At 34.3% G+C, this 17,817-nt stretch carries 15 protein-coding genes; 4 read left to right on the forward strand and 11 right to left on the reverse strand.

From position 1 onward, the window contains the following. Nucleotides 1-2 precede the first annotated feature (2 nt). The 9 genes from HSACCH_RS12050 to HSACCH_RS12090 all read right to left on the reverse strand — a co-directional run bounded on the left by HSACCH_RS12050 (nt 3) and on the right by HSACCH_RS12090 (nt 11,415). Complete coding sequence (locus HSACCH_RS12050; RefSeq protein WP_005490142.1) at nt 3-1,145, reverse strand: Gfo/Idh/MocA family protein; 1,143 nt, start codon at nt 1,143-1,145, stop codon at nt 3-5. Nucleotides 1,146-1,194: 49 nt separating this feature from the next. Beyond that, a complete protein-coding gene (locus tag HSACCH_RS12055) occupies nt 1,195-2,241 on the reverse strand; it encodes an ABC transporter permease (RefSeq protein WP_005490143.1) in 1,047 nt (348 codons plus the stop codon). A 1-nt stretch (nt 2,242) separates the two neighbouring features. Continuing rightward, nucleotides 2,243-3,748: a sugar ABC transporter ATP-binding protein gene (locus tag HSACCH_RS12060; RefSeq protein ID WP_005490145.1), complete on the reverse strand. Its 1,506-nt coding sequence runs from the start codon at nt 3,746-3,748 to the stop codon at nt 2,243-2,245. A 122-nt stretch (nt 3,749-3,870) separates the two neighbouring features. Next, the gene (locus tag HSACCH_RS12065; protein ID WP_005490146.1) at nt 3,871-4,809 is read right to left on the reverse strand and encodes an ABC transporter substrate-binding protein; all 939 of its coding nucleotides are present in this window, start codon (nt 4,807-4,809) and stop codon (nt 3,871-3,873) included. Between the two features lie 124 nt (nt 4,810-4,933). Next, nucleotides 4,934-5,902, reverse strand: a complete 969-nt coding sequence (locus HSACCH_RS12070; RefSeq protein ID WP_005490148.1) for a Gfo/Idh/MocA family protein — start codon at nt 5,900-5,902, stop codon at nt 4,934-4,936. An 18-nt stretch (nt 5,903-5,920) separates the two neighbouring features. Next, nucleotides 5,921-6,733, reverse strand: coding sequence for a sugar phosphate isomerase/epimerase family protein (locus HSACCH_RS12075; RefSeq protein ID WP_005490150.1), 813 nt, complete (start codon nt 6,731-6,733; stop codon nt 5,921-5,923). A 28-nt stretch (nt 6,734-6,761) separates the two neighbouring features. After that, nucleotides 6,762-8,024 carry an ROK family transcriptional regulator gene (locus HSACCH_RS12080; protein WP_005490152.1) on the reverse strand — a complete coding sequence of 421 codons (1,263 nt, stop codon included), beginning with the start codon at nt 8,022-8,024 and terminating at the stop codon, nt 6,762-6,764. Between the two features lie 205 nt (nt 8,025-8,229). Beyond that, nucleotides 8,230-9,465 (reverse strand): hypothetical protein, encoded by a 1,236-nt coding sequence (locus tag HSACCH_RS12085; protein ID WP_005490153.1) that lies wholly within the window; start codon nt 9,463-9,465, stop codon nt 8,230-8,232. Between the two features lie 90 nt (nt 9,466-9,555). Next, on the reverse strand, nt 9,556-11,415 hold the full coding sequence (locus tag HSACCH_RS12090; RefSeq protein ID WP_040477593.1) for an S-layer homology domain-containing protein: 1,860 nt from the start codon (nt 11,413-11,415) through the stop codon (nt 9,556-9,558). Between the two features lie 267 nt (nt 11,416-11,682). Here HSACCH_RS12090 and HSACCH_RS12095 point away from each other — a divergent pair, with 267 nt between their 5' ends. Genes HSACCH_RS12095 through HSACCH_RS12110 form a run of 4 tightly spaced genes read left to right on the forward strand, consistent with a single transcriptional unit; the run spans nt 11,683 to nt 15,809 of the window. Next, nucleotides 11,683-12,456, forward strand: a complete 774-nt coding sequence (locus tag HSACCH_RS12095) for a tyrosine-protein phosphatase (protein ID WP_005490156.1) — start codon at nt 11,683-11,685, stop codon at nt 12,454-12,456. Nucleotides 12,457-12,494: 38 nt separating this feature from the next. Next, nucleotides 12,495-13,613 (forward strand): polysaccharide biosynthesis/export family protein, encoded by a 1,119-nt coding sequence (locus HSACCH_RS12100; protein WP_005490158.1) that lies wholly within the window; start codon nt 12,495-12,497, stop codon nt 13,611-13,613. A gap of 11 nt (nt 13,614-13,624) precedes the next feature. Beyond that, nucleotides 13,625-15,106 carry a GumC family protein gene (locus HSACCH_RS12105; RefSeq protein WP_005490160.1) on the forward strand — a complete coding sequence of 494 codons (1,482 nt, stop codon included), beginning with the start codon at nt 13,625-13,627 and terminating at the stop codon, nt 15,104-15,106. Then, nucleotides 15,093-15,809, forward strand: a complete 717-nt coding sequence (locus HSACCH_RS12110; protein WP_005490162.1) for a CpsD/CapB family tyrosine-protein kinase — start codon at nt 15,093-15,095, stop codon at nt 15,807-15,809. The genes HSACCH_RS12105 and HSACCH_RS12110 overlap by 14 nt, the downstream gene beginning before the upstream one ends. Before the next feature lie 106 nt (nt 15,810-15,915). On the opposite strand, the gene HSACCH_RS12115 is transcribed toward HSACCH_RS12110, so the two are convergent. Further along, entirely contained in the window at nt 15,916-17,058 is a 1,143-nt protein-coding gene (locus tag HSACCH_RS12115) for a DUF6765 family protein (RefSeq protein WP_005490163.1), read from the reverse strand. 211 nt (nt 17,059-17,269) lie between these two features. Next, complete coding sequence (locus HSACCH_RS12120; protein ID WP_005490165.1) at nt 17,270-17,758, reverse strand: hypothetical protein; 489 nt, start codon at nt 17,756-17,758, stop codon at nt 17,270-17,272. Between the last annotated feature and the right edge of the window lie 59 nt (nt 17,759-17,817).

Consider the following 17,817-nt stretch of genomic DNA (forward strand, 5'->3'; position numbering starts at 1 on the left):
TTTTATACTTCAACCCATTTTTCTGCTTGAGAGCTTTTTAAAATAGCCTCTGTAATTTTAACTTCCTGCTGGCCATCTGCAAAAGTAGCAAAATCATAATTAGCTGGATCTCCTTTTTGTAAAATACAATCATAAAAATCTTTAATTGAATTTTTTAATCCCTCTGACCAGCCTTCAATATGTCCACCAGGATAATAACAGCGCTCAGCTGCTTTTCCTTCTAAAAGAGCAGGATCACGAGTTAAATTCTGATTTGCCTGATCTCGATAACCGATAAATAATTGGTTGGCATTTTCCTGGGACCAGCTTAAACTATTTTCGCTGCCGCTGATTTCTATAAATAGATCATTTTTGTGGCCGGCATCAACCTGCGAAACTGTAAAACTACCTGCTGTTCCGTCTTCCAGTTCAAAAAGTACCGCAGCATAGTCTTCAGTTTCAACTTCATATTTTTCATATTCTTGATTCTGATCACTCTGAGTAAAGGTTTTGGTTTCTGAAACTGGTTTTTTGCGCTCTGGATGTACAATCTTTGTAGCAGCTGTTAATCTGCTAATTTTTTGACCTGTTAAATACTGCAGCAAATCACAAAAGTGAGAACCAATATCTGCTACAACTCTAGATTTACCACCCTTTTCTGGATCAATGCGCCAGCTGTAATCAGTATCAAAAAGCATCCAGTCCTGCAGATAGTAACCACGGATATGAAAAAGTTGTCCAATTTGCTGCCGCACCTTATTCTGCATTTCTTTAACTAAAGGATAATGGCGATAATTATAGTTTACTCCTGTATATACATTATTTTTTGCAGCAATTTTTAGAAGTTTTTCTCCTTCACTGCTATTCATCACTAGGGGCTTTTCGGAAAAAACATGAACTCCAGCCTCCATAAAGGCTTTGTTAATTGGAAAGTGAAGCTTGTTTGGAGTACAATTATGAACTACATCTAAATCTTCTTGAGCCAGCATTTTCTCATAACCAGCATAATAATTGGGAACATTTAATTTGGCTGCAGCTTTTTTTGAAGATTCGAGGCTGCTGGCTGCAACAGCTTTAACATCTATATTATGCAACCTTCTTAAAGCTTCAACATGAGCTTCGCCAACAAAACCAGTACCAATGACTCCTGCTTTTAATTTAGCCATCAAACCACTCCTTTTCCATTTTCATTTATTCTTTTATTCTATAAAAAATTTACACTGATTTTTGTTTTTTCTGCATTAGAACAGCTCCAATTAAGATTAAGCCTTTAAAAGCCTCTCTTAAGAATGGTGGTACTCCCATTAAGTTAAGCAGATTATTCATAACTGCAATAATTAAAACTCCAAGCAAAGTACCGATAACTGTTCCCCGGCCACCACTCATACTGGTTCCACCAACAACAGCAGCTGCAATTGCTTCCATCTCATAACCGCTGCCGGCATTGGCATAATCCATAGAACCAATGCGAGAAACCTGAATGATTGCTGCACAGGCAACTAAAAAACCGGTGATTGCATAAACTCTGCGCTTTACCTTTTTGACATTAACTCCCGAAAGATTGGCTGAACGCTCATTAGAGCCGACAGCAATAATTTGGCGGCCAAAGGTTGTTCTTTTTGACATAAAATATAATACAGCTGCAATTAAAAGCCAGTAAATAATTGGCATCATTCGATAAGGTCCGATCTGAAAATTAGAAATCGGCAAAAACTCTAACGGTACTCTGGGGTTATAACCCTGCATAAAATGCTGAGTCACACTGCGGTACAGTTTCATAGTTGCCAGGGTTACTACAAAAGGAGGAATTCCTCCTCTGGTAATTAATAAGCCATTTAAATTACCTAAAAAATAGCCAAAAGCCAGTGAGAGCAAAACTGCAATTAAAATTGCTGGAATACCTTCGATTCCTAAATTTATTAAGAGCCCATTGGGGCCTCTATCAAGCAGCATCATTAAAGCTGCTCCAACAGCAACCATAGTTGATCCAACAGAAAGATCAATCCCCGCTGACATAATAACAAAAGACATTCCTAGAGCAATTAAACCAACTCCAGCGTTATTTCTCAAAATATTTATCCAGTTATTAGTCCAGGTAAAAAACCAGCTGCCAACAGAGTCATAATCAAAACCAAGACTCCAGGTCTGTAATATTATCATTACTAATAAGGCAATACTGGTGCTAAAAATTGGCTTGTTTGTCCAATTATTTAGAAACCAATCCTTAAATCCTATATTTTTTTCTTTTTCTTTATTCTGCATCTTATGCCCCCTCCTGACCTGAATTTGCTCTGGCACCAGTTGCCAGCCGCATAATCTCATGCTCTGTCATTTCATCTCGACTTAGTTCTCCCTGAATTATTCCATGATACATTACCAAAGCTCGATCACAAATTCTAATTATTTCTTTAGCCTCACTTGATAAAATCACAACTGCTATATTTTCTTTTGCCAGTTTTAAAATAATATCATAAATATCTTCTTTAGCTCCAACATCAACTCCTTGAGTCGGATTATCTAAAATAAAAATGTCTGGATTAGCAGTTAACCATTTTGCTAAAACAATCTTTTGTTGATTTCCACCAGATAAACTGTTGATGGAATCAGTTTTCTTACCCATTACAATTCTGAGTTTTTCTACCTGTTCCTCAAACTTATGTTCCTGCTTTTCCTGATCAATAACTCCCCATTGATCAAAAAGAGGCCAGGTAACTATTGAAGCATTATCAAAAATGTCCATATCTTTTATTATTCCATTTTCTTTTCGATTTCTCGGCAAATAACCGATTCCCTTCTCCAGAGCATCAGTAGTATTTTTAATTTTAACCTCCTGCTCATTTAAATATAATTTCCCAGATTCAATTTCACCCCTGCCAAATATAGCCTGGAATAGTTCTTTTCTACCGTCTCCCAAAAGACCTGTCACTCCAAGTATTTCTCCCTGATGAACGGCAAATGAAATATCCTTAAAATCATTATTATAGCTTAAATTCTCTGCTCTAAGTACTTCCCTTCCCGGCTGCGTTTCTCTTTCTAAAGATCTTTGTGTCAGCTCATGGCCAACCATATCTCTGGCCAATTGATCTACATCAACATCTTTGACCATTCCTTCAGCGACCAGCTCTCCATTTCTTAAAACTGTATAGCAATCACAAAATTCTATTACCTCATTTAATTTATGAGAGATGAAAACTATACCTACATTTTGTCTTTTTAAGGTTTCCATCATTTCAAAAACTCGCTCAATTTCCTGATCAGTAAGCGAAGTTGTCGGTTCATCCATAATAATAATAGAAGCATCCATCATAATAGCCCGCGAAATCTCAACAATTTGTTTATAAGAAGTATCAAGATCTCTGACCATTGTTTTAGGATCCAATCCAATTTCCATCTCATCAAAAACCGCTTGAGTTTTTTCAATCATCTTTTCTAAATCTAGAATTCCACCCTTTTTCTTTAACTCCCTGCCGATAAACATATTCTCATAAATTGGAAGGTCATTGATCAAATTCAATTCCTGATGAATAAAAGCTATACCAGAACTCAAAGAATCAGCTGGCTGCTCAAAGCTTACTTTTTGTCCATCAATTAATATTTCTCCCTTATCAGCAGGCAGGACTCCACCTAAGATATTCATCAGAGTAGATTTACCAGCACCATTTTCACCGATCAGGGCACAGACTTCTCCCCCTTCAACTGAAAAAGAGACATCTTTAACAGCTTCAATTGCACCAAAGCTTTTATAGATCTTCTTCATTTCTATTTTCATCAAATCACATCCCATCAATTCAAATCAGAGGCTATGGAAACCATAACCTCTGAATTTGTTGTCTATTTAATTTCTCAATTATAAACATTTAATCTGCATTAGATTAATTTGAGAAATCATTTTTAATATGGAGAATTTGGATCTAAGAATTCTTTATAATTTGTGCGATCAACTATTGTTGTAGGAATAATTGTTTCTTGAGGTACTTCTTCACCATCTAATAACTTAACTGCTACATCAACTGCATCCTTAACCATTGCTGGAGAATAGAGAGCTGACTGCAGCCAGATGTCATCATATTTAGGCATCATTTCGAAGTACTCCTGCATTCCGCCACCACCAGTTACTACCTTAATATCTTCACGGCCGGCTTCTTCTATTGCTTTTACTACTCCAATTGAAGTTTCATCATCCATGGAATATACAGCATCAATGTGATCATGTCTAATTAAAATATCTGACATATCATTTAATCCTGCTTCTCTGGTAAATTGAGTTGCATAGGTGTGGAGTTCATAATCAGCACCAATTTCATCTAAGGTGTCTAAAAATCCTTCTTTCCGTAGTTCAGAAACTGAGCCAGCTGTTGGTACTTCGAGAATAACAACTGTTCCTTCTTTACCAATTTTATCGGAAATATAATGAGCTCCCTGAACTCCCATATCATAGTTATCACCAGCAACACGATAAACACCATCTACGTCAATTTCAATATCAAAGTTGACTACTTCAATACCATCCTGAATAGCCATTCTTATCGGTACTTCCATCCCGGTCCACTGAGGAAAAGCAACTACTGCCTCTGCTCCCCAGGTTTTTAGATCATCAAGTTGAGAAGTCATCTCAGCTGCATTACTGCTGGTCTGAATTCTATATTCAATTTGATCAGAAAGCTCTTCCGCCCGTGCTTCAGCATGATAAGCTACAGCTGCTACCCAACCGTGAGTAACTGCAGGCGCTAAAATCCCAACCTTATGCTTATCTTGAGCACTGACTCCACTGGCAAAAACAAGAGTTAACAGCAGGGAAACCATAATTAAAAAAACTAAAGATTTTCTCATAAAAAATTTCCTCCTCATTTTAGTTGACTATAATCTACAACTTAAGCAGCAGTTTAAAAATCAAAACCGCTGTTGATGCCATATTAAATGAAAATTCAAAAGCTAATTTTAATAATAAGCTAAATTATAAGCCGGCAATTTCTTCTAAAATTCCAGCAGTTGTAATTAACTGTTCTTTAGTTATTCTGTCTGAATAAACACCTTTTTCTGCACAGTTAACAAAATGAGAAAGCTCATTATAAAACATAGCTGTTGGCGGCAGATTAATCCCAGTTTCAATCTTCGGTTCAGCCTCTGTCTCAAAGATAAATGCCTCTCCTTCTGCCGGATAAAAAATCAGCTGCTCCTCATTAACTAAAAGACCTTCTTCAAAATATACCCGCCAATTAGCTGTAAAAGGATAACTCGCATTATACCAGGCAGCTTCTGCCCCAACATTTAGTCCGTCAAAGTTATAATTAAAACGATAATGTTCTTTAAACTTACTATTTTCTCTTCCGGCAGCAGTATAGCTATAACTTGTTGGCGGTCCAAAAAGGCTGATAATCAAATCAAGATCATGGATGTGTAAATCAAAAGGCAGCAAGCCACTTTTTTCTTTGTCAAAGAGCCACCCGCCAGCAGACCAGTCAGGAGCTTCAGTTAATCTAGTAAAATAAGCATCTAAAACTTTTCCATATTTACCACTTTTAACTGCTTCTTTTAAGATCTCAACCTCTTTAGTAAAATGTAATACCTGGCCCACAAAAACCAGGGCCTCTTTTTCTGAAGCCAGTGCAAAAATCCGTTCGGCATCTTCTCTGTGCAGGGCAATCGGTTTTTCAATAATTACATTTTTCCCAGCATTTAGAGCCTTCAGAGCGTATTCAACATGCAAAAAAGTTGGAGTACAAATATCAACAATATCAACTTCTACTTCCTGCAGCAGGCTGTCTAAATCTTTATAAACTTCAACCCCCCACTTTTTAGCTTTTTTCTGATCAGACTCAGAGGGGCCAACTACTGCTCTGACCGCTGCTTTTTCAATCTGATCATAATTATTATAGTGAACTGTTCCCATTCCACCTAAGCCAACAATTGCTATTTTCTGCATTTACTCCCCCCTCTCACTTTAAAAATCTATCCCTAATTTTTTAAGGTAATTATAGGAATCTTTTACTGCTTGATTTACTTCATCTAAGTCAGCTGCTCCCGCTTCAGTAAATTCAATCTCTATACTTAAAGGAGAATCATTATTGTGTGCTTCTAAAATTTCAAATATTTCTTTGAAGTCTAAATTACCTTTACCAATAGCCGGGAAATCCCATTCGTCCTGAGCTCCTGCCTTATCTTTAAGATGTAAATGTCCTATCTTCTTAACTGCAGTTTTAAGATCCTCAGCTAAATCTACATCACCATAAAAAATGGCATTTGCTGTATCATAATTTACTACTACCCGCTTAGAATCTATTAGTTCGACAATGCTTTTTAAATGCTTTCCGGTTGCGTGTTTACCGTGGTTTTCTAATCCTAAAATCAAATCGTATTCTTTTAAATAAGGAATTAACTTTTTTATATTGTCAGCCACTTTTTGATCTGACGCCTCGGCCTGATCTTTAAGATGAGCCTCTCCTATAGAAGAAATTATATATTTACTTTCAAAAAAAGCTGCCAGTCTGATATTAGCTATAAAATCTTTAAGTCGCTGATCATCCATTAAATTTGTATGACCACTTAAAGATATAGGACTCAGACCAACTTTTTGTAGCTGATCTTTAATCCTGTATAGTTCCCGAAGTGACATTGTAGGAAAAACATGTTCTGTCCAACCTTTGGTGGCAGTCAGTTCAATATAATCAAAGCCTGCTTTTTTAATACCTGCAATTGCTTCTTCTAAATCAAAACCATGGTAAGTATTTGAGTTAACAGCAATTATTTTTTTCAATTTATCCCCCCTTTCAAAAAAGATTTATTTAATCAGAACCGCTGTCAAGATAAACCATTTCAGTAACGTTATCATGCGAATAAATTTCATTTACAGCCATGGCTGCAGCCCCGATTACAGCAACTTCCTCATTTTTTTGTGATAATTCTATTTCCAAATCTTGAACTGCCAGTGAAGTAGAATGCCGAAGCACTTCTTCTTTGATTGAAGAAATTAAATAATTACCTAGATTAGCAACTCCCCCTCCAATAATTATCAAAGATGGATTATAAAAATTAACTAATCTAGATACAACCTGACCAATTTTTTGACCACTATTTTTTATGATATCAATTGAAGCTTTATCATTTCTTTTCACTGCTTCGCCAACATCTTCAGCTGTAAGCTCTCCTTTTATATTTAAAAAAGATAGCAAGATCTCACTTTCCTTATTTTGAGCTGCTATTTTTGCTTTTTTGGCGATTGCCGGTCCGGCTGCTACTACTTCTAGACAGCCCCTATTTCCACAGGGACAGAATTCCTGTTCTCCTTCAACAGCAATATGCCCAATATCACCAGCACAACCTTTGGAACCCCTGTATAATTCGTCTTCGCAAATTATGCCGGCCCCAATTCCTGTACCTATTTTTATAAATATAAAATTAGAAATATTTTGGGCTAGACCTGCGTGTTTTTCTCCAACAGCCATCACATTAACATCATTATCGATAAAGGCTGGACAGCTGTATTTCTGCTGTAGAACTTTTTTTAAGGGGAAAAGATGCCACCCCGGCATAATAGGTGGCGAAACCGGTGTTCCTTTAGAAAATTCAACTGGTCCAGGAACTCCCATTCCGATTCCAAATATCTTTTTATCAGCTATTTCATTAGATTCCAATAATTTTTCAATGAAAATATCAATTTCTTCCATAATTATTTTAGGGCCATTGTTGACTAAAGTTTTTTTAGATTTCATATCAATAATTTCGGCATCTAAGTTGCAGAGGCCAACATTGAGGCTGGTTGCTCCTAAATCTATTGCTACAATAACGCCATTATTTTTAGCAAATTTAAGCAGCTGTCGATTTCTACCAACACTGCCAACTGATTTATTCTCAGCTTCAGCTTCTTTAATCAGTCCCATCTCCAACAACTTTTTGGTATGCACACTTACAGTTGATTTTGATAAACCGGTTTTTTTTACTATATCTGTTCTAGAGAGAGGGCCAATGTTTTTTATTATTCTAAAGATAGCTGCGCCTGCTGCTGGCCCAGACCAGCCAAAAAATTTTTTGCTGTCTATTCTACTCATAATTGTCCCTTCTTTGTTTAAAATAATATTTAATTGGCAATATTGTTTATTTTCTGAATATTTATTTTAAAAAATAATAATTTGCTTAATTTAATTATAGTTTATATTAGTTCGAAAGTCAAACAAATTAGTTTTTTTAATATTTAAATAGTCAGCGATATAGAAAATCCTGCTGTAATTTTAACCACAGCAGGATCATTAATTTTTATTTATAAAATTTATAAGTGACTGGCTGTTTAAGCTGGGCTGGCCCCTGTCTGCCTGATTCCCATTCTTTAATTTCATCCCAGTTAGTCGGAAAATCATTGGGACTAACTAAGGCTTCTAATTGTAAATACCAGGGATCAACTTCCATTACAACAGCAGCTTCTTCAGCTTTGGTAAATCCCCATTTAGCAATTCGATGCTCGTAAAAGTTTCTAGCCTGACCGTTCTGCCAATAAGTCATTACTCTCTCAGCCTTAATTTCTCCTACAAGTTCTGTTCCCTCAGGCTTTTTACTCAAATAACCAAAGTCACCAGAAGCAAGAGGAATATGAGCTACAAAGCCTTCTGGACTGCGGGTATAATCAAAACGAAGTTTTCCGAGCAGCTCTGTTATATCAGAAAAAGCAAATTCAACCATAAATCCGGTTCTGCGATCTATTTCATTATACTGCTCATTTTCAATTTCTTCATAAAGCAAACCAGCTCTATAACCACGCCAGTTTCCACCAAGATAGATATTAAAACCATCTCCACTATAACCTAAATGGCTGCCGCTTCCAGTATATTCTCCAGCAGAATGGCGGAGTGCTAATTTGCCAGCTCTAGCTTCAAAGTCTAAAGCTTTAAAGCTATCCCTATAATATATGTAATTTTCTATCCAGTTGCTGCCATCACGATCTCCATAATCCCAGTTAATACCTGTGGCATGATAACCGAGACCGGTTTTCGTTTCATAATCAAAGGTCAGCAGCTGGCCATTATATCCGGTTTCTGCATCCTCAAAACGGAGATCTTCAGTTCCCGGTACATGATCAAAATATGAAATCAAATCTGGCTCTGGAAAACGAAGATAACGCATTCGACCAGTTTTTAAACTTAAGCTTAATTTACCAAAATTGCTCTGATGAAAAGCATATCCTTCAAGATAAAGTTCATCAAAAGTTGGATCAAATCCTTCTATAGTCTCAAATTTTTTATTTGAACGCAGAATAGAATTCAAACGCAGTCCTGGTCCTAAATCAACATTAGTCCTCAACTGCAAATTTCTCAAATTAAAATGATCATTCCAAAAATGAGCTCCCATGCCTAGATCCCAATGTCCGTTAAATCTGCCGGTACTTGGAAGCCACCAACCTTCTTGCTCATTCTTTGCAGGGACTTCGGCTGCTGTAGTTAAAGTAGCTAAAAAGATTATTAGAATTAATAGTAATAATGAAATTTTATTTCTATCCATAAATTAATTCTCCTAAATTTAAGATTATTTAATCAAAAAAATTCCCAGCAGCTAAAATCCTTATTAAGTGCCGGGAATCTAATTAAACTATTAAAAGTTTACTCTCAAGGAAGTAGTAAAGGCATTACTTTCTCCTTCAGTTTCAGGAGCCTCAACTTCACCTAAGATATATTTTGCTTCGTTCTGCCAGCTTATCGAATCTGTTAGTTCTAGGTCCAGATTAGCTTTAAGATAGTTATAATTTATTACATTAGTCCCGTCATTATCTTGATTCTTATTGACTAAGGCTGCAGCAGCTGTTGTTCTTTCACTAAGAGCATATTCGCTTGCCAGCTCAATTAATCTGCTTTGATAATTATCTGTATAGTTATCATTAATTGTATATTCTACAGCCAACTTATTTTTAAAAGCACCATTTTTATTATTTAAAGCCAATTCTATAATATTTTTATCCTGATTACCATAGATTTTATCAGCCTGAATTTGGTCCCCAATCTGGACTAAAGAATAAGCAATCATTAGCTCACTGTCTTGATTGAGCTGATAATCAAATCCTAATTTGAAAAGATCAAAATCATAGTCCTCTTCGAGATCACCTTTATAAGATGTAAATTCTTCGCCTGCACTGTCAACAACTGCATAAATATCTGAGTTGTCACCGACAGCATAATCGCCTCGAAGGTTGAAGAAAACATCATCAGTATCCTTATTTTTAGATTTATTAAAGACTACCGCTGCCGCTGTCTTAGCCTGGTCAGTTAGGTAATAGTCTTTAAAACCAAGTTCAAGGTTGGTAATCCGGTCTGAACCTCGCAGCTGATTTATTTCTCCATAGATTTCAGCAGTATCAAATTCTTTTTTTGTTTTGATTAAAAATAATTGATCATTATCAGCCTGGCCAAAACCACCTGTAAAGAAAGTCCAGTCTAAATCGAAATAACCTGTTCTTACTTCAACTGCTTCTACATCTTCTTCATCAACAAAGTATCTAGTTAGATGATAATCATCCAGATCACCAGCACGAAGCCTCTTAAATAATTTTTGGTTATAATCTACTGTTAAAAGTGCTGAATCCATTTGCAGCTGATTCTGATCCGCCTCAGCATAAGCGAAGGCGCTATCTTCTTCGGTAAAAACATTAGTAATTGTGTCTAATTCTAAATTAAAGCTCGAATCTCCCAAATCACCTTTAATTTTAAAATCATATTCCTGCCAGAATCTTTTTTCTGAAGGAAGATCGTCTGCATCTTTCCAGTCATCAACTCTTTTGGCATAATCGCTAATAGTTTCAGTATTCTGTGGTAATACTACATCTCCAGCTGTATTCACTGGCAGATCCAAATCTAGGGCATCACTATCAGCCCAGAGTTTCATCGCTGCAGCAATTTCTGAATTATTCTCCCCCTTATAATTAGCACTCTCAAATACACTATTGACTGCTGCTGTAAATTCAATATTATCTTCTGGTATTTTCAGTTCTGCAATCGTGGCTTCTAATTCCTCTAAAGCTTGAGCTGATTTATTGATTTCTACCCCTAAAACTCGCAGTTCTGCTTCCATTTCATATGTTAGGGCATCAACAATATCTGCCACTTCTTCAACCTGTCCATCAGTAATCTCATCTTGAAGATTCTTTTCCATTAATGCTCTAATAACAGCAGCTGCATCTTCGGCCTGACCCATAGTTAAACCGGCATCCAGAGTATCCAGCTCATTATAGACATTATCAAGAGCACGACTGACCATCACAGCCATTTCATATCTGCTCATTGTTCTTTGCCCCTTATACTCACCATCCGGGTAACCTTCTATAATTCCAGCTTCGACTAATTTGTTTATAGCATCATAAGCCCAATGATTTGCTGGAAGATCTGAAAATGATTGAGCACCCGCGGGTAAAACTGCTGCAGTCAGAAAAATAATAATCATTATTAATATAATTTTTTTCATTTGCATTATCCCCTCCATTTTTTTAAATTTTCAATTCAAAAATATTCTGTTGGACAACTAAAATCTATTGAGAATTAAGTTAAATTTTAATTGACTTATACAATTTTGTTATTCATTTCTAAATTACACAATTTCATTATACTCAATTAAAATTATTAATGCAATTTTTTGGGTAAAATACCTTGATTTTATTTAATCCCATATCTTGTTAAGTATTGATATTTATGCTATAATTAGGACCGATATTCAGAAAGTTATGGTGATAAAATGATTGATTTACATTCTCATATTTTAGCAGGAGTAGATGATGGAGCTTCCAACCTTGAAGAATCACTAGCAATACTTAAAACGATGGAAGCTAAAGGAGTAAAAAAAGTTACTGCAACTTCGCATTACCCACTCTATAAAATTAAAGATTATAAGAAATTTATTTCAGCTAAACTGCGGCTCCTTAGAAAGGAAGCTAAAGCAGCCAATATTAATTTAGAAATTATCAGCGGTTCCGAAATTTTAATTGATCGGAAAATACCAGAGCTATTCCATCAAAATCAGCTGCTGACAATTAATAATACTGACTACATTTTATTAGAAACTCATTTCAATTCCTTGCCTGATTATTTTTCTGATTTAATCCACGATTTAAAAGTAATGGGCTATCAGATTATTATTGCTCATCCTGAAAGATATGCCTATATCCACTCAAATTTTGAGCTTCTTTATCGATGGATTGAAAAATATGAGCTAAAGTTAATGCTTAATAGTTCTTCTTTAGTTGGCAGACACGGCAGCAAATCGAAAAAAACCGCTGAAAAGATGATTAACTTAGGTCTCTGTCATTTGATGGCCTCTGATACTCATGGTTCAGAAAAAAGGCCATTTACTTTAAGAAAGGGTTTAAATAAAGCTGAAAAATTAAAACCAGGTAGTTCAGAAATTTTCAAAAAAAATGCGGAGGCAGTGCTTAAAAATCAAAGTCTAAATAATTTTGAGATCAAACGAGAAGAAAAACCATTTTTCGAAAGAATTTTTTCTTTTATATAGAATTTCAAAGAGTTACAAAGAACAGAGGAGGTAAATTTTTGAAAAAAAGAATTATATTAATGACAGCAATTTTATTACTTTTTATTACAGTTCCAACTATTGCCCAACAGTATCAATTAAATGTTGGAGATAAAATAAGTATCTCAGTTTGGGGACATCAGGATTTAAGTCGAGAAACAATTATTGACCCTGATGGAAAAATTTCTTATCCTCTAGTTGGCTCAATAAAAGCTGAGGATAAAACAACAACAGAAATTAGAACTGAACTGCAGCAGGAGTTGGCCGAATACATTATCGAACCTGAAGTTAGTGTTAATTTAATTTCCTATAGAAAACTAAGAGTTACAGTAATGGGAGCAGTTAGACAGGAAGGAAGCTATGAAATAAGGTCGGATAATCAAGTCTTAGATGTTATTTCTTTAGCTGGCGGAATTAAAGAAGATGCTAAAGCAGAAAACACCACTCTTCAGCGACAGGGAGAAAAATTGGAAATTAATTTAAAAGAACTGCTTCGAGGTAATAATCTAGCAGATAATTATCAGCTGCAGGATGGTGACCAGCTATTTGTTCCCGAAAGAGAAAGATTAACTGCCTCTATTCAGGGTGAGGTAAAAGCACCAGGGCAGTATGAACTTAATTATGAAAAAGAAATTCGCTTAAATGAATTTTTAGCTCAGGCGGGAAGTTTGACTGAAAACGCTGGTGAAAAAATTCGCTTAATTTCTGATAATAAGCCCCTAGAATTTGAAGTCGAAAATACTTTGGCAGCAAAAAAGGAAGCTAACCCCGTTGTTAAAGATGGAGATTCAATCTATATCCCTTCTGCTCTGGAAGAAGTTACTATTTTAGGAGAAATTGCTCGTCCAGGCAGTTATGAGTGGAATGATAATATGAGGCTTGCTAATTTAATTGCCAGAGCTGGTAACACCTCTGATCGTGCTAATTTAGAAAGCATTAGATTAGTTAACGCAAATAAAGAAATTAGAGAAATTAATATGGAAGACTTTTTTGAGGATAGTGATCTAACAGCAAATCCTAAACTTAAGCCGGGAGATTTAGTTATGGTCGGCGAAAAAAATTCAGTTGACTGGTCAAGAGTATTCTTTTTATTCTCTGGCTTTAATGAAGTCAAAGACTTTTTAGATATTAGTTGGTAAGGAGAGAAAATATGAATTCAGATCAAAATTATATTGAACATAATGTTGAGGAAATGGAAATAGACCTTAGAGAATATATAATGATTATCTGGCAAAAAAAATGGCTAATTATAACTTTTATGATTTTGGCTATTTTTGCCTCTTATTTTATAACTTCTCAGATGCAGCGTATTTATCAAACTTCTACAATGTTAATAGTGCAAAGTGAAAATGGTCCTGAAAATCTATTCAGTGAACAACTTTCTTTTGTTGGGCAAAATGATAAATTAATTAATACATACAGCCAAATTTTTACAAGCAGACAGATAATGGAAAAAGTAATAACTGAGGTTGGGCTTGTAAATGAAGAAAATGAGTTTATTTCGGCCGGAACTTTAAAACAAAACATTTCTATTCAATCTAATCAAAATACAGACTTAATTACCGTGCAGGTCAACTATAATGATCCTGAAAAAACAGTTGAAATAGCTAATTCTGTGGTAAATAATATGCAAAAAGAAATAAAAGAATTAAATCAAGCTTCACTTAAAGGTGCTGCTGATTTTATAGAAACTCAACTAAGTTCAACTAAAAAAAGACTTTCTGAACTTGAAGAAAGGCTATTAGAATATCGAGAAAACAATTCGCTTTTAATGCCTGAAACTCAAGGTGAATCTCTTTTAGAACGTTATACCGAATTAGAATCTAAAAAGGCTGAAGCTGAATTAATGCAGCAGGAAGCAGAAATATCTTTAAATGAAATTAATCAGAAATTAGATGCTATGGACCAAAAAATTATTAGTTCAGAATCTATCAGACGTAATCCAGAAATAACTTCTATTCAGTCAAATTTAACCTCTCTTTATACAGAATTAGAGAGTTTAAAGACAAAATACACAGCTAAACATCCTGAAGTTAAAGCTGTTCAAGCTAGAATTGATAATTTAGAAAAAACTTTAAACAATAAAACTGCCGAAATAGTTAGCGGCAGAACTGAAGTAAATAATCCACTTTATCAGAATTTAAACAGCCAAATAATCCAACTTGAAGTACAGCAGGTTACTGCCAATGCTAGAATCAAGGTTTATGGAGCAAGACTATCAGAATTAGAGGTTGAACTAAATAAATTTCCTCAGGCAGAATTAGACTTTTTAAGGCTGCAGCGAGAAAAAAATGTGGCAGAAGAAATTTATTTACTTTTAAGAAATCGAAAGGAAGAAATTAATATTCAACAGGCAATGCAGAACTCTGATATCTTTGTTATCGATGCTCCTTATCTCCCAGAAAATCCAATTAAACCAAATTTGCAACTTAATTTGGCAATATCAGTAGTTCTTTCTCTTATGTTAGCTGTCTTTATTATTTTCTTACTAGAATTTTTTGATAATACAATTAAAAATGAAAATGATTTAGAAAAAATTTCAGACTTACCAGTATTAGGGATTATCCCTGATTTAAATCAAATAGATCATCATAAAAATTATGGGGAGGGAGATCAGAATGGCAATAAATAATAAAAAACAAGAATCTGCAAATGCCGACAATCTAGTTACTCTCCACCACCAGAAATCACCGGCAACAGAAGCTTTTAGAACAATCAGAACAAATTTACAGTTTATGAGTCCTGATAAAAAACTAGAGGTTATGATGGTTACAGGTTCTGAAGCAGGAATTGGTAAATCTACAATTTCCAGTAATTTAGTTTTAACTTTTTCAATGACTGGAGAAAATGTTTTTTTAATAGACACTGATATGAGAAAACCAAGACTGCATAAAATTTTTGGCATCCCCAATTTCCAGGGTTTAAGTTCCTATCTTTCTGGAGAAAAAAATAATCTAGAGGAATTAATGGTAAAACATGAGGAAACTGGTACATTACTACTTCCTTCTGGTCCTATTCCACCTAATCCTTCGGAAATGCTTAATTCCAATAAAATGGAAAAGCTTTTAAAAGAGTGTCGTAAAAAAGCAGAAATTACTATTATTGATGCTCCGCCACTGCTTCCAGTTACTGATGCAGTCTTACTTTCTAATAAAGTCGATGGAGTAATACTGGTGGCAGAAACAAATAAAACTAAAAAAGAAGTATTTATTAAAGGAAAAGAAAGATTAGAACAGGTAAATGCAAATATTCTAGGAACGGTTTTAAATAAATATCCAGTTAATAATAGTTCATATAATACTTATGAAAATTATTATTATTATGGCGAAGAGTAAATTGAAGCTCTTACTTACTTCTTTTACAGAAGTGGTAAGAGCTTTTTTAGTTTAAAATGCTATTTTTCTAATTCAATTTTTAAAAATAATCTGCTATTTAATTAATTTATAAGTAATTATTTGGTATTTTAAGACCATGAAAATCAGACGAACTAAAAAACTCTCTTTTGTACCACTGAACAGACCTATAATAATGATACCAGTTAGAGTTTAAAAAATTATTGGCTAAATATACATCTTTAACTATTCTATTTGAAAATCTTTGATCTTCATAATCAGCAAAGGCTTCTTTTAACCAAAGATTCTCATCATAATTCAATATATCGGAGTCAGCTTTAGTTAATAAATTATAGTCAAGCATCAGCTTTTTAAACCCTTCTATTCTTTTTTTAAGTCTTTTCCTAACAGGAAGCTGTTCAAATAAACGATCAATTATTACATTACTTCTCTTATTTGAAAAATATTGAGGATTATTAGCTAAAAAATCTTCTAGAATAACTTTCATCTTAGAAAATGCTTCTTTAAACCGCTGTCTGTTATCTATTCGGCTTTCTTTAAAATTTTTAGAAAAATCATTTGACTGATCATAATGATATTCCCACTCTAAATAAGGCAGATCAGAATAATCATAGACTTGACCGTGACCATAAGCTGGTACTACCCTGTCTTTTTTAGATTCCGAAAAGATGTAGGCGATATTCATCAAAAAGTTTTGGATATTCTTTTTAATAGTTGAAATTTCATCTAACCCTAAAAACAATTTATTTTTGGCCTGTTCATTAATTACATCATTAGTTTTGCTCACAATACCAGAAAAGCCCTGATGAGAAAAAGTGTCTGCATAAGCATGAAGAGCTATTCCGAGCTTAATTGGATCATCAGATGTTTTTCCCTGATCTATTATATCCATAATTATCGGTGATTCTTTTTTACAGCGCATTCTTTTAACAAAGCTTTCACCTTCACAGCCTGGTACAAAATGAAAGGCAGCAGTGTTATTGAGCATTGCTTCTAAATTAAATGTATCTAATTTAAAATAATTATGACAGGTTGCAGCATTAATTATGTATTTTTTGTTATCAAGCTCTGTAAGGACAGCCTCCGAATTTGAATCTGAAAATGTTATTTTATTAATTTTAGCATCATCTACATATTGCGAAGAATATGCAATCTGATGAGCAATATCTTTTTTAAAACCAACAGCAAGTGCCAGAGTTAGTAAAGCATAATAATGAGCATCTTTTTTCATTTTATTGATCCCTCTTTTTAGTATAAAATATTTAAATTTTAGTTTTTTATAGATATATTAATATATAATTCTATAAGAGTTATTTATTTCCTTCTTTTTGGCTTAAATTTCCATAGATTTAATAAAATTAAAAAAAGAGCAGCCCCTTAAAAAAATGGGAACTGCTCTAAGTATTATAATTTAGACTTTAATCAGCAATATTTAATTATAATTAAATGCTATTGATATTTTTCTCGCTTTTTTTAGCGTTTGATTTCTTAAGCTTATCGATTTTCATATCCAGTTCACTCTGGGCAAGGCTAAGGCGAACAGTTTGATTATGAATCTTTTTAATAGTATATTCCATTTCATCAAATTGATTGTTGCGATTTTGAAGTGTTGATTTAATATTATATAGTTCAATATTTTGTTCTTCTAAAATATTTACCAGCTTATCAAGCCGTTGATCTATTTTTTCGAATTGATGATCATGTTCAACTAATTTACTTTCAATTCCATCAAAACGAGTATCTATCTTTTCAAAGCGAGTATCCATCTGGGCAAAACGCTTATCAACCTGTGCAAAGCGTTTATCCATCTGGGCAAAGCGCTTATCAACCTGAGCAAAATGTTTATCAATTTGGCTGAATTTACTATCTAATCGGCTGTCAAACTTGTCAAAACGACTCAAAAGTATTTCTAAAATTTTAGCTTCAGACATCTGATTCACCTGCCTCTCTTCGTATTCTCCATATATTCATATTATAGCTCATTTTGCTA

The organism is Halanaerobium saccharolyticum subsp. saccharolyticum DSM 6643 (genome assembly GCF_000350165.1).
GTDB classification, from domain to species: Bacteria; Bacillota; Halanaerobiia; order Halanaerobiales; family Halanaerobiaceae; genus Halanaerobium; species Halanaerobium saccharolyticum.

Coding starts and splice junctions, on each gene's coding strand:
- HSACCH_RS12050 (WP_005490142.1), bottom strand. CDS start 1,145: ATGGCTAAATTAAAAGCAGGAGTCATTGGTACTGGTTTTGTTGGCGAA.
- HSACCH_RS12055 (WP_005490143.1), bottom strand. CDS start 2,241: ATGCAGAATAAAGAAAAAGAAAAAAATATAGGATTTAAGGATTGGTTT.
- HSACCH_RS12060 (WP_005490145.1), bottom strand. CDS start 3,748: ATGAAAATAGAAATGAAGAAGATCTATAAAAGCTTTGGTGCAATTGAA.
- HSACCH_RS12065 (WP_005490146.1), bottom strand. CDS start 4,809: ATGAGAAAATCTTTAGTTTTTTTAATTATGGTTTCCCTGCTGTTAACT.
- HSACCH_RS12070 (WP_005490148.1), bottom strand. CDS start 5,902: ATGCAGAAAATAGCAATTGTTGGCTTAGGTGGAATGGGAACAGTTCAC.
- HSACCH_RS12080 (WP_005490152.1), bottom strand. CDS start 8,024: ATGAGTAGAATAGACAGCAAAAAATTTTTTGGCTGGTCTGGGCCAGCA.
- HSACCH_RS12085 (WP_005490153.1), bottom strand. CDS start 9,465: ATGGATAGAAATAAAATTTCATTATTACTATTAATTCTAATAATCTTT.
- HSACCH_RS12090 (WP_040477593.1), bottom strand. CDS start 11,415: ATGAAAAAAATTATATTAATAATGATTATTATTTTTCTGACTGCAGCA.
- HSACCH_RS12095 (WP_005490156.1), top strand. CDS start 11,683: ATGATTGATTTACATTCTCATATTTTAGCAGGAGTAGATGATGGAGCT.
- HSACCH_RS12105 (WP_005490160.1), top strand. CDS start 13,625: ATGAATTCAGATCAAAATTATATTGAACATAATGTTGAGGAAATGGAA.
- HSACCH_RS12110 (WP_005490162.1), top strand. CDS start 15,093: ATGGCAATAAATAATAAAAAACAAGAATCTGCAAATGCCGACAATCTA.
- HSACCH_RS12115 (WP_005490163.1), bottom strand. CDS start 17,058: ATGAAAAAAGATGCTCATTATTATGCTTTACTAACTCTGGCACTTGCT.
- HSACCH_RS12120 (WP_005490165.1), bottom strand. CDS start 17,758: ATGTCTGAAGCTAAAATTTTAGAAATACTTTTGAGTCGTTTTGACAAG.